Below are 11,740 nucleotides of genomic sequence, written 5' to 3'. Positions count from 1 at the left end.
CATGATCGAGGAAAAGCTCGAGACCGTCACGTTGACCGAGCGTCAGAAGAAGGCGCAGCGCAGCCGTTCCATCGCCATCGGCGTGGCGCTGGCGCTGCTGGTGGTCATTTTCTACATCGCGACGATCGTGAAGTTCGGCCACAATCTGGGCACGATGTGATGAGCGTCGAGAAGTCCAGGAAAGCGGCGGGCAAGAACAGCAACGTCATCGTCGCGGCTGTCTGCCTCGCCTTCTTCACCGGCATGATCGGCATGGCCTATGCCGCGGTGCCGCTCTACAAGATGTTTTGCCAGGCGACCGGCTATGGCGGCACGACGCAACGTGCCGAGAAGCAGTATGCCGGCCGCGTGCTCGACCGCGAGATCACCGTCCGCTTCGATGCGAACGTCGCCGGCGTGCCATGGGAGTTCCAGCCGGTCCAGCGCTCGATGACGATGAAGATCGGCGAGACCGTGCAGGCGCACTACCAGGCGACCAACAAGTTCGATCGTTCCGTGACCGGCCGCGCCACCTTCAACGTGCAGCCTGAACTGGCGGGCCCCTATTTCAACAAGGTCGAGTGCTTCTGCTTCACCGACACGACGCTGAAGCCCGGCGAGACGCTGGACATGCCGGTCCTGTTCTACGTGGACCCCGACATCGTCAATGTGCCGGAGCTCAAGGACGTGAAGACGATCACGCTGTCCTACACGATGTTCCCGGTCGAGAAGACCAAGCCGGTCGCCTCCTCGGCGCCGACCGATGGCAACAGCAAGACAATTTCGAATACCGAAGCAAATCTCGGGGGTTGATATGGCAGACGCGCACGCAAAACCACAGCATGACTATCATCTCGTCGACCCGAGCCCATGGCCTTTCCTAGGCTCGGTAGGGGCGCTCGTCATGGCCTTTGGCGGTGTCGCCCTGATGGAATATCTGAAGGGCGGGTCGTTCCCGATCTTCGGCTTCAACATCGCCAATCCGTGGCTGTTCTTCATCGGCCTCGTGATCGTCCTCTACACCATGTTCGCCTGGTGGTCGGACACGATCAAGGAAGCGCATGAGGGTCATCATACGCGGGTCGTGTCGCTGCACCTGCGCTATGGCATGATCATGTTCATCGCCTCGGAGGTGATGTTCTTCGTTGCCTGGTTCTGGGCCTATTTCGATGCCAGCCTTTTTGCCGGTGAGGCACAGAACTACGCGCGCGCCACATTTACTGGTGGCGTCTGGCCGCCGAAGGGCATGGAGGTTCTCGATCCCTTCCATTTGCCGCTCTACAACACCGTCATCCTGCTGCTGTCGGGCACCACGGTGACCTGGGCGCACCATTCGCTTCTTCACGGCGACCGCAAGGGGCTGATCAACGGCCTGGTGCTGACCGTTGGCCTCGGCATGCTGTTCACCATGGTGCAGGCCTACGAGTACATGCACGCTCCGTTCGCTTTCAAGGATTCCATCTATGGCGCCACCTTCTTCATGGCGACCGGCTTCCACGGGTTCCACGTCATCATCGGCACCATCTTCCTGTTGGTCTGCCTGATCCGGGCGATGAAGGGTGATTTCACCCCCAAGCAGCATTTCGGCTTCGAGGCGGCCGCCTGGTACTGGCACTTCGTCGACGTGGTCTGGCTGTTCCTGTTCGCCTCGATCTACGTCTGGGGATCGGTCGGCGCGGTGATCGAGGGCCACTGATCCAGGCCTGAGGGATTTTCATTTCTGGAGGCGGCCGCGGCAACGTGGCCGCCTTCTTCTTTTTGGCGCAATGATCGCTGATCGATAGCCAATGCGACTGACAATCTTCCGGGCTATTTGCGCATTGATGATCGCGGCACTCCCGGCCTTTGCCGGCGAGAAGCGGACCTGGTGCGTGTTCACAAGGCCGAACGCCGGCTGGAACTGATCGGCGACGGCAAGGTCCTGCGAAACTACGGCATCGCCCCCGGCGGCGATCCCGTCGGGCACAAGCACCAGGAGGGCGATCAACGCACGCCCGAGGGGAACTATGTCCTCGACTGGCGCAACCCGAACAGCATCGCGCATAAATCGATCCATATTTCGTACCCCAATGCCGACGATGAGGCCGCCGCCAAGGCGCGCAATGTCGGCGCGGGCGGCATGATCATGATCCACGGCCAGCCGAATGGTTATGGCTGGTGGGGCTGGCTGCTTCAATTGGTCGACTGGACCGACGGCTGCATTGCGGTTACGGACTCCGACATGGACGAAATCTGGGCGCTGGTGGCCGATGGCACACCGATCGAAATCGAGCGGTAAGCAATGAGCGACGACGCTCCTATGAGTGAAGACAGAGCGATCTGGCCGCCGATCGATCCGATCTCGGCCGGCCTGCATGGCCGCTGCCCGCGCTGCGGCGAGGGGCGGTTGTTCTCCGGCTTCCTCACTGTCGGCAAGCGCTGCGTCAATTGCGGCCTCGATTATTCCTACGCCGATGCCGGCGACGGGCCGGCGGTGTTCGTCATCCTGATCATAGGCTTCCTTATCGTCGGCCTGGCGCTCTGGGTTGAAGTCACGCTTAGCCCGCCGCTCTGGCTGCATCTGCTGGTCTGGATTCCGCTGGCTGTCGTGCTGTGCCTGGCGGCGCTGCGGCTGATCAAAGGCGTGCTGCTGACGCTGCAATACCGCAACAAGGCGGCCGAAGGCCGGTTGGATCGCGGCGAATGAGCGAGGCAACCGTTAAAGCCGATGGCCGATCGCGGCCTAGGACGGCATTGCTGCTCGGCCTTGGCCTTGTGCTGTTCCTGATCCTGCTGGCGCTCGGCACCTGGCAGGTCCAGCGCCTGTATTGGAAGGAAGGCCTTCTGCAGACCATCGACCAGCGCACTCATTCAGCGCCGCGGCCGCTGGCCGAGGTCGAGAAAGAATTCGCAGCCACCGGGGACGTCGATTATACGCCCGTCGCCGTCACCGGGACGTTCCTGCATCAAGGCGAACGGCATTTTTACGCGACCTGGGAAGGCGATGCCGGCTTCAATGTCTACACGCCGCTGGCGCTCGACGACGGCCGCTTCGTCCTGATCAATCGCGGCTTCGTGCCTTACGATCTGAAGGATGCCGCCAAGCGCGCCAAGGGACAGGTGACTGGCAGAGTGACGGTCACGGGGCTCGCCCGCAACCCCCTGCCAGCAAAGCCGTCGATGATGCTGCCCGACAACGATGTGGCGAAGAACATCTTCTACTGGAAGGACCGCGACGTCATGGCGGCGAGCGCGGGCCTGCCGGCTGGGTTCACGCTGGTGCCGATCTTCATCGACGCAGACAAGACTCCAAATCCAGGCGGATTGCCGGTTGGCGGCGTCACCATCATCGACCTGCCGAACAGCCATCTGCAATATGCCGTCACCTGGTACGGGCTTGCCGCAGCGCTCGCCGCCGTGCTCATCCTGCGGCTTCGTCGCCCCGCGAAAAAGGAATGAACGCGAGCGACGCCCCCTTTCTACCGATGCCCTTGACAGGGCAGGGGTGCGCACCTCATTTCGGCTTTGATCAACCGGCCCGGATTTAATGCTTCAGACAACCACCAAACCACCTCTGACGATCCGGCTCTGCCAGCCGCGCGGTTTTTGCGCCGGTGTCGACCGTGCCATCCAGATCGTCGTGCTGGCGCTGAAGAAATATGGCGCGCCGGTCTACGTCCGCCATGAAATCGTGCACAACCGCTACGTCGTCGAGGGGCTGCAAAGCCTTGGCGCCGTCTTCATCGAGGAACTCTCCGAGATCCCGGCCGAACATCGGCAGTCGCCCGTCGTGTTCTCGGCGCATGGCGTGCCGAAATCGGTGCCGGCGGATGCGAAGGCGCGCAATCTCTTCTATCTCGATGCCACTTGCCCGCTGGTGTCGAAGGTCCACAAGCAGGCGATGCGCCATCAGCGGCTCGGCCGTCATGTGCTGTTGATTGGTCACGCCGGACATCCCGAGGTGATCGGCACCATGGGCCAGCTCCCGGACGGAGCGGTGACCCTGATCGAAACCGAAGCCGATGCCGCAAAGCTCTCGCCCGTCGATCCGCAGGCGCTAGGCTTCGTTACCCAGACCACATTGTCGGTCGAGGACACCGCCGGCATCATCCGCGCCTTGCAGGATCGCTTTCCGGCGCTGCAGGCGCCAGCGGCGGAATCGATCTGCTATGCCACCACCAACCGCCAGGAAGCCGTCAAGGACACCGCGCCGGGCGCCGATCTCTATCTGATCGTCGGCGCGCCGAATTCATCCAATTCGCGACGACTTGTCGAAGTGGCGGAGCGTGCAGGCGCCACCATGTCGCTTCTCGTGCAGCGCGCCGCCGAGATTCCGTGGAATGACATCGGCAACATTTCGACGCTCGGCCTGTCGGCCGGCGCGTCGGCGCCCGAAATCATCGTCGACGAGATCATCGACGCGTTCCGGCAGCGCTTCGATGTCACGATCGATCTGGCCATCACGGCCACGGAAACGGAGGATTTTCCGGTCATGCGGGTACTGCGCGATGTCGAACTGACGCGGGCCGACATGGCCTTCGTCAATGGAGCCGCGTAAGGCACATGGCGGTCTACACTGACGTCGCGGAAGGCGAACTCGGCGCATTCCTGAAGCACTATCCGGTCGGCGATCTCCTGTCCTACAAGGGCATCGCCGAAGGCACCGAGAACTCGAACTTCCTGCTGCACACCTCGAGCGGCTCCTACATCCTGACGCTCTATGAGAAACGCGTCGAGAAGGCGGATCTGCCGTTTTTCCTCGGGCTGATGGGCCATCTCGCCTACAAGGGCGTGTCCTGCCCGCTGCCGGTGACCGCCCATGACGGCAGCGTCATCGGCACGCTCGCCGGCCGGCCGGCGGTCATCATCACCTTCCTGGAAGGGCTTTCGTTGCGGCGGCCCACAGCCACGCATTGTGCCGAGGTCGGCAAGGCGTTGGCGCAATTGCATCTGGCCGGCGCCGATTTTTCGATGACGCGTCCGAATGCCCTGGCCATCGACGGCTGGCGCAAGCTCTGGGACGCAGCGCGCGACCGCGCCGACGAGGTCGAGCCGGGCCTGGCGGCCGAGGTTGATGCCGACTTTGCCGATTTTGAGCGCAACTGGCCCAAAGACCTGCCGCAAGGCATCATTCATGCCGATCTTTTCCCGGACAACGTTTTCTTCCTCGGCGAAAAGCTCTCCGGCCTGATCGACTTCTATTTCGCCTGCGACGACCTCTATGCCTACGATGTCGCCACCTGCCTCAACGCCTGGTGCTTCGAGAAGGATTTTTCCTTCAACCTGACCAAGGGCAAGGCGCTGCTCGCCGGCTACCAGAGCGTCCGGCCCCTGAGCGATCAGGAAAAGGCTGCGCTGCCGATGCTGGCGCGCGGTTCGGCGTTGCGCTTCATGCTGACCCGGCTATACGACTGGCTGACCGTCCCCGATGGCGGGCTGGTGATGAAACGCGATCCGACCGAATACATCAGAAGGATGCGGTTCCACCGGGCGATCAAATCTCCTTCGGAATATGGATTGGCCTGATATCATGAGCAAACAGGTTGAGATCTTCACCGACGGCGCTTGTTCGGGCAATCCCGGCCCTGGCGGCTGGGGCGCGATCCTGCGCTTCAACGGCACCACCAAGGAGCTTTCCGGCGGTGAGGCCGAGACGACCAACAACCGGATGGAACTGTTGGCCGCTATCTCGGCGCTGAACGCGCTGAAGGAACCGTGCACGGTCGAGCTTCACACCGACAGCAAATACGTCATGGACGGCATTTCCAAGTGGATCCACGGCTGGAAGAAGAACGGCTGGAAGACCGCCGACAAGAAGCCTGTCAAGAACGGTGAACTCTGGCAGGCGCTCGACGAGGCCAACAAGCGCCACAAGGTCACCTGGAACTGGGTCAAGGGCCATGACGGCCATGTCGAGAACGAGCGCGCCGACGAACTCGCGCGCGAAGGCATGGCGCCGTTCAAGAAAGGCCCGTTCAAGCCTGCAGCAGCGCCAAAGCCTGCTGCGCCGGCAATCGCGAAGGTGCGGCGCTCGACCCAGAGCTATTGAATTTCAGGAGCGGCGCGGCTCGGGTACGAAGAAGCGGATCAGCCAGCGGGCGGCGGCAACTACTACGATATCGGCGCGCATTCCGTTGTCTACGGCTGGCAGCCGATCGACAGGCCGACACAGCCGTAAGCGCTTATCGTATCAGCAGCGCCGTGCCCCAAAGCCCAAGTGCGAACACCGTGTGCGACACCAGGTTCAGCGCCCGGATCCGCATCGGGTTGGGCTGCTTCGAGGCGGCCCAGCCGGCGCCCATGCCGGGTGCCAGCAGGAACCAGCCGGCGCCGACGGTGACAATGCCGAGGATGAAGGCCGGCAGAAATGTCGGCGCGGCAAGCCAGCCCGCTCCGGCCAGCACCACCAGGATGATGCCGTAGATGATGCCGACAAAATAGTGAAAGGCCCAACCCAGCGCCTTTTCATGCGCGTATGGTGCTGTATCGCCGATATCGTCGTGAAAGACCTTGTCACGGAGATGCCAGACCCAGCGGCCGACCGGCCCCCAGTTCGGCCGTGGCTGGCCGAACGCCTTGTGCAGGAAGATGGCCCAGAGATCCATCAGCACGGTGGCGCCGACGCCGATCGCGATAGCGCGCCAGAAGATGTCAAACATCGCTAGGATCCCCCCAAAGCAACCCATGAACCACAAGCGCCATCGCCGTTGCGGCCGAAGGCGCACTGAAGTTCAGAGCTGTCCCAGAATATGGGCCGCGCCGGACTCGTCGACACCGGGCTTGGTCTCGACATTGAGCGCGGTGACCTTGCCGTCGTCGACGATCATCGAAAATCGCTTCGAACGCAGCCCCATGCCGCTGGCGGAAAGGTCATTGTCGAGGCCCACTGCCTTGGCGAAATCGCCACTGCCGTCGGCCAGGAACAGGATCTTGCCCTCGCCGCCGGTGAAGCGCGCCCAGGCGCCCATGACATGGACGTCATTGACCGAAACGACGGCGATGGTGTCGACGCCGCGCGCCAGGATGGCGTCATGGTTCTCGAGATAGCCGGGCAAGTGGTTGTTGCTGCAGGTCGGCGTGAAGGCGCCGGGAACTCCAAACAGAACGACCTTTTTGCCCGGGAAGATCTCGGCCCCGGTGATCGGCTTGGCGCCGTCGTCGGTCATCGTCTTGAAGGTCACGTCAGGCAGCTTGTCGCCAACGGAAATGGTCATGGATTCCTCGCTTGGGAAAATGGGGAAGGGCGTGTCTTTGCGTAGCGAACCCAACGGCTTCCTGCAACCGTTGCGATGGGCTGGATCAAGGGAAAGGCAGAACCCCTTCGACAGCGCCCGCCGCACTCGTCAGCGTATAGTGAAGCCCGCCATCGGTCGGCGTCGTCGAGGGGCGGTCGAGGATCGGCACGGTGAAAATCAGCTTGCCGTCCTTTTCGCTGCGGGCCGGGGTGCCGAACATGTAATCCCGCTCGCCGGCAACGAAGAAATCCGCCGCCGCCGGATCGCCGGGAAAGCTCGCCTCGACAATCAGCGTCTCATGGTCGCCCGGCAGCACATTGATGCCGAAATCGGACCTCGCGGGCGCTGGCAGTGCCGTAAAACTCGCCTTCACCAGCGCCGCGTCCTCGGCATTGTCCGGATCGGAGGCGGGGTCGACGGTCAGCCGCGTCTGCACCGGAATGCAGATCGTTTCGCAGATGCCGAGAAAGATGTCGGCATCGATCACCGCCGGCTGGTTCGGCGTCGCCAGCGTGAATGTCACCGGCAGAGAGACCGGATAGTTGTAGCCCGCCCATTTGCCATAGCCGTCGTCATGGCGCTGCGGCGCCGGAAACGACAGAGCGGCGTCGGCGATGTTGGTGCTGGCCGAAATGTCGAGTTGCGGCGGCACGCCCGCGTCTCCCGGATCGCGCCAATATGTCTTCCAGCCGGGCTTGAGCGCTATGTCGAGAACGCCCTGTATGCGGCCGGCATCGTCGGCTTTGCCTGATGTAACCAGCCGGACCTTGCCGCCTTCGCTGTTGTACCACGCCGACGAAGAGGCGGCGGCGGGAAGAGCGGTGGCCGATCCGATGGCGGCGCCGAGCAGCAGGATTTTCAAGGTTCGCATGGCGGTGATTTGATCGTCCGTTCGTGGCCGCGCAATGATTTCATGGCCTTGCCGGTATCATATTTGCGTGACTTCGAGGGAGAAGAATGTTCGAGCCGCCGCCACAGGCTTTGGTCGAATCCAGCACGGCGCATCTTTTCGGCGCTTTGGAAACGCGTTACGCTCCCTTCATGGACTTGTTGCGCCACAAGAAGACGGTCGCCAGCCGCGGCTTTCTCGACGATCAGTTCCTGATTGCCATGCCCGGCATGAAGGACGACCGTTTCACGCGCTCGGTCATCTATGTCTGCGCCCATTCCGATGAAGGCGCCATGGGCCTGATCATCAACCAGACGCAGCAGATGCTGTTTCCGGACTTGCTCGTGCAACTGGGCATCATGAACGAGCAGGAGGCAATCCGCTTGCCGGCTCAGGCCCGCGATTTCGTCGTGCGCAATGGCGGCCCCGTGGATCGCAGCCGGGGCTTCGTCCTGCATTCGGGCGACTATCGGGTGGAATCGTCGCTGACCGTTTCCGACGACATCTGCCTGACGGCGACCGTCGACATATTGCGCGCCATATCGTCCGGCCGCGGACCCCGTCATGCGCTGATGGCGCTCGGCTATTCCGGCTGGGGCGCCGGCCAGCTGGAGACCGAGATCGCAGAAAATGGCTGGCTGACCTGTCCGGCCAGTGCCGAGCTTCTGTTCGACACCGATATCGAGCGCAAATACGACCGGATCCTCGCCTCGATCGGTATCGACCTTGCGCATCTCAGCCTCGCTGCCGGACACGCCTGATCCGTTTACGCTTGCGTCAGCGGATACTGCTCTTTCAGCGTCTTCAGCACCTGGTCGCCCGGCATCGGCGCGCCGAACATGAAGCTCTGGACATATTCGCAGCCCATCTGGCGCAGTTCCAGCGCGTCGCTCTCGTCCGAAATGCCCTCGGCGACGACGGACAGGCCGAGTTCATGCGCCATGTTGACCATCGATTTCAGCAGCACCGCGCGCTTGGGCGTGTTGTCGTCGACGAAGCTCTTGTCGATCTTGATGGTGTCGAAGGGGAAACGCGTCAGATAGGCCAATGAGGAATAGCCGGTGCCGAAATCGTCCAGCGACAGGCCGATGCCGAGCTGCTTCAGCTTGGTCAGCACATGGGCGGTCTGCTCGGGATTGTCCATGACAAGCGATTCGGTGAGTTCGAGCCGGAAGCAGCGCGGCTTCAGGTTGGCCCGAGCGATGACCGAGCGGACGTCGCTGACCAGGTCGCGGCGGATCAACTGGCGGCTGGACAAATTCACCGAGACCGACAGCGGCGCGTCGCCGATCTGCTTTTGCCAGCTGGCGAGGTCTTCCGCCGCTTGCTGCATGGCAAACAGGCCGAGCTGCACGATCAGGCCGCAGCTTTCGGCGACCGGGATGAAATCCGCCGGCGGGATCATGCCGCGGCGCGGGTGGTCCCAGCGCAGCAGCGCCTCGAAGCCGGCGACACTGCCGTCCTCGAGCCGCACGATCGGCTGGTAGGCAAGCGTGAATTCGCGTCGCTCGATGGCGCGGCGCAGGTCGGATTCGAACTGCAGCCTGTCGGTGCCGACAGTGCGGAAAGCCGGACGGAACGGCTCGATCCTGTCGCCGCCGAAGCGCTTGGCCTGATGCATGGCAAGCTCGGCATCCTTGACCATGTCCTCGGCCGACATCTGTGGCGAATTCCAGGTGATCAATCCGATCGAGGCGGTCAGCACGATCTCGCGCTTGGCAAAGGTGATCGGATTGTTGATGGCATGCTTGATGGCATCCGCCACGGCGGCGATGCGGGCCGGGTCCTGTTCGGACAACAGCATCAGCGCGAACTGGTCGCCGGCAAAGCGCGACAGCGAGTCCTTCGGCTTGAGCAGCCGGTGCAGGCGACGCGCGATGGTCAAGAGGATGGTGTCGCCGGCCGAGATGCCGAGCCCGTCATTGACCTGCTTGAAACGGTCGATGTCGATGACGAAGACGGTCGGGCGCACCTTCTCTTCGGTGCGCGCGATCGAGATGATCGCTTCCAGCCGGTTCATCAAAAGTTCGCGGTTCGGCAGGCCGGTCAGGTTGTCGTGCACGGCATCGTGCAGCAGCCTTTCCTCGGACTTTTTCTGCTCCGTCACGTCGACCATGGTGCCGACGCAGCGGATGACCTCTCCATCGGATCCGATGACCGGGCGCGCGCGCAGCGAGAACCAGTGATAGTGGCCGTCAGCGCCGCGCAGTCGGAAGTTCTGCGACACGCGGCCGCGCCGGTGCTCGAGCACGACGTCGAGCGTCGTGCGGAACGTGTCGCGGTCGTCGGCATGCAGCACCGGCAGCCAGTTACGCGCCGCACCGCCGAGGCTGTTCGGTGCCAGCCCGAGTTGGATGCTGACATCGGGCTTGGTGACGACGCGGTCGCGCAGCACGTCCCAGTCCCATACCGTGTCGCCCGATCCGGCGACGGCAAGCGCCTGCCGCTCCAGGTCGGAGAACAGGCCCTGATGCAGCGCGCCGCCGGCAAAGGCATGCTGCATGACAGTGAAGCCGATCAGCAGGATGATCAGGATCAGCCCGCCGCCCAGGGCCGGCTGGGCGATGTCGTTGTCGAGCATGCCGGTGATCGCCATCCACGATCCGCATAGCCACAACAGCACCATGACCCAACTGGGCACCAGCATGATCGCACGATCATAACCACGAATCCCGAGGAAAATGATCAGGCCAAGCCCCGTCAGTGCGGTGGCGGCGAAGGACAGCCTGGCGATGCCGGCGGCGACCGCCGGATCGACGATCGCGACGCCGGCGATCAGCACCAGCCCGAGGATCCAGACCAGTGCGCCATAACTGAAATGGCCGTGCCATCGGTTGAGGTTGAGATAGGCGAACAGGAACACCACGAAGGTTCCCGCCAGCGCCACCTCCGTTCCCGCCCGCCACATCTGCTCATTGCCGGGCGAGATCTCGATGACCTTGTTGAGGAAGCCGAAATCGACGCAGATATAGGCCAGTACCGCCCAGGCAAGCGCGGCGGTCGCGGGGAACATCGAGGTCCCCTTGACCACGAAAAGGATGGTCAGGAACAGCGCCAGCAGGCCCGCAATGCCGATGACGATGCCGCGAAACAGCGTGTAGGAATTGACCGAGTCCTTGTAGGATTCGGGATCCCAGAGGTAGACCTGCGGCAGCTTCGGCGAGGCCAGTTCGGCGATGAAGGTGATCACCGTGCCGGGGTTCAGCGTCACCCGGAAAACGTCGGCGTCGGGGCTGGTCTGGCGGTCGAGCGCGAAGCCTTCGCTGGGCGTGATGGCAGCGATGCGGGTCGAGCCCAGATCCGGCCAGAAGATGCCGGAATTCACCAGGCGGAAATGCGGTGCGACGATCAGCCGGTCGAGCTGCTGGTCGGTGGTGTTGGCGAGCGCGAAGACAGCCCAGTCGCCGGTCGAACGGGCATCATTGGCCTCGACTTCGATGCGCCGCACGATGCCGTCCGGACCCGGCGCGGTCGACACCTGGAAATTCTCGCCCTGGTTGCGGTAGATCTCGACGGCGCCGGAAAGGTCGAGCGCGACGTCGTCGCGGGCGATCTTGATCGGCTCGACGGCGAAGGCCGACGATGCCGCCCACAGCGTCAGGAGTGTCGCGAGGACAATGGCGAACAGCGGCCCGTTGCGCAGGAATTTCGTCAAAAA

At 63.0% G+C, this 11,740-nt stretch carries 14 protein-coding genes; 10 read left to right on the top strand and 4 right to left on the bottom strand.

Annotated features, from left to right (window positions below; all coding sequences use genetic code 11):
• Nucleotide 1 precedes the first annotated feature (1 nt).
• The 9 genes from AC0L2D_RS25885 (at nt 2) to rnhA (ending at nt 6,007) form a co-directional block, all read left to right on the top strand.
• On the top strand, nt 2-160 hold the full coding sequence (locus tag AC0L2D_RS25885) for a hypothetical protein (RefSeq protein ID WP_013532777.1): 159 nt from the start codon (nt 2-4) through the stop codon (nt 158-160).
• The gene (locus tag AC0L2D_RS25880; protein WP_027164147.1) at nt 160-792 is read left to right on the top strand and encodes a cytochrome c oxidase assembly protein; all 633 of its coding nucleotides are present in this window, start codon (nt 160-162) and stop codon (nt 790-792) included. The genes AC0L2D_RS25885 and AC0L2D_RS25880 overlap by 1 nt, the downstream gene beginning before the upstream one ends.
• Before the next feature lies 1 nt (nt 793).
• A complete protein-coding gene (locus AC0L2D_RS25875; RefSeq protein WP_024503615.1) occupies nt 794-1,675 on the top strand; it encodes a cytochrome c oxidase subunit 3 in 882 nt (293 codons plus the stop codon).
• Between the two features lie 171 nt (nt 1,676-1,846).
• On the top strand, nt 1,847-2,257 hold the full coding sequence (locus AC0L2D_RS25870) for a L,D-transpeptidase family protein (protein ID WP_473543017.1): 411 nt from the start codon (nt 1,847-1,849) through the stop codon (nt 2,255-2,257).
• 21 nt (nt 2,258-2,278) lie between these two features.
• Complete coding sequence (locus tag AC0L2D_RS25865; protein WP_024503617.1) at nt 2,279-2,665, top strand: DUF983 domain-containing protein; 387 nt, start codon at nt 2,279-2,281, stop codon at nt 2,663-2,665.
• Complete coding sequence (locus tag AC0L2D_RS25860) at nt 2,662-3,417, top strand: SURF1 family protein (RefSeq protein ID WP_473543015.1); 756 nt, start codon at nt 2,662-2,664, stop codon at nt 3,415-3,417. Before AC0L2D_RS25865 ends, AC0L2D_RS25860 begins: the two co-directional genes overlap by 4 nt.
• Before the next feature lie 88 nt (nt 3,418-3,505).
• A complete protein-coding gene (ispH, locus tag AC0L2D_RS25855) occupies nt 3,506-4,516 on the top strand; it encodes a 4-hydroxy-3-methylbut-2-enyl diphosphate reductase (protein ID WP_013532771.1) in 1,011 nt (336 codons plus the stop codon).
• A gap of 5 nt (nt 4,517-4,521) precedes the next feature.
• Nucleotides 4,522-5,484, top strand: a complete 963-nt coding sequence (locus AC0L2D_RS25850) for a homoserine kinase (RefSeq protein WP_024503619.1) — start codon at nt 4,522-4,524, stop codon at nt 5,482-5,484.
• A gap of 4 nt (nt 5,485-5,488) precedes the next feature.
• Nucleotides 5,489-6,007, top strand: a complete 519-nt coding sequence (gene rnhA, locus AC0L2D_RS25845; protein ID WP_027164143.1) for a ribonuclease HI — start codon at nt 5,489-5,491, stop codon at nt 6,005-6,007.
• A gap of 133 nt (nt 6,008-6,140) precedes the next feature.
• Here the strand turns inward: rnhA and AC0L2D_RS25840 are convergent, their stop codons facing one another.
• The 3 genes from AC0L2D_RS25840 to AC0L2D_RS25830 all read right to left on the bottom strand — a co-directional run bounded on the left by AC0L2D_RS25840 (nt 6,141) and on the right by AC0L2D_RS25830 (nt 8,064).
• The gene (locus AC0L2D_RS25840) at nt 6,141-6,617 is read right to left on the bottom strand and encodes a DUF2938 domain-containing protein (RefSeq protein WP_473543012.1); all 477 of its coding nucleotides are present in this window, start codon (nt 6,615-6,617) and stop codon (nt 6,141-6,143) included.
• Nucleotides 6,618-6,689: 72 nt separating this feature from the next.
• Nucleotides 6,690-7,172 carry a peroxiredoxin gene (locus AC0L2D_RS25835; RefSeq protein ID WP_027164142.1) on the bottom strand — a complete coding sequence of 161 codons (483 nt, stop codon included), beginning with the start codon at nt 7,170-7,172 and terminating at the stop codon, nt 6,690-6,692.
• 85 nt (nt 7,173-7,257) lie between these two features.
• Entirely contained in the window at nt 7,258-8,064 is an 807-nt protein-coding gene (locus AC0L2D_RS25830; protein WP_013532766.1) for a protein-disulfide reductase DsbD domain-containing protein, read from the bottom strand.
• Nucleotides 8,065-8,234: 170 nt separating this feature from the next.
• Here AC0L2D_RS25830 and AC0L2D_RS25825 point away from each other — a divergent pair, with 170 nt between their 5' ends.
• On the top strand, nt 8,235-8,843 hold the full coding sequence (locus AC0L2D_RS25825) for a YqgE/AlgH family protein (protein WP_013532765.1): 609 nt from the start codon (nt 8,235-8,237) through the stop codon (nt 8,841-8,843).
• Between the two features lie 5 nt (nt 8,844-8,848).
• On the opposite strand, the gene AC0L2D_RS25820 is transcribed toward AC0L2D_RS25825, so the two are convergent.
• Nucleotides 8,849-11,737 carry an EAL domain-containing protein gene (locus AC0L2D_RS25820; protein ID WP_013532764.1) on the bottom strand — a complete coding sequence of 963 codons (2,889 nt, stop codon included), beginning with the start codon at nt 11,735-11,737 and terminating at the stop codon, nt 8,849-8,851.
• Nucleotides 11,738-11,740: the final 3 nt, after the last annotated feature.

Source organism: Mesorhizobium sp. WSM4833, assembly GCF_055811095.1.
The sequence above is the reverse complement of the archived record's forward strand: the minus strand, read 5'-3'. Positions and strand labels throughout refer to the sequence as shown.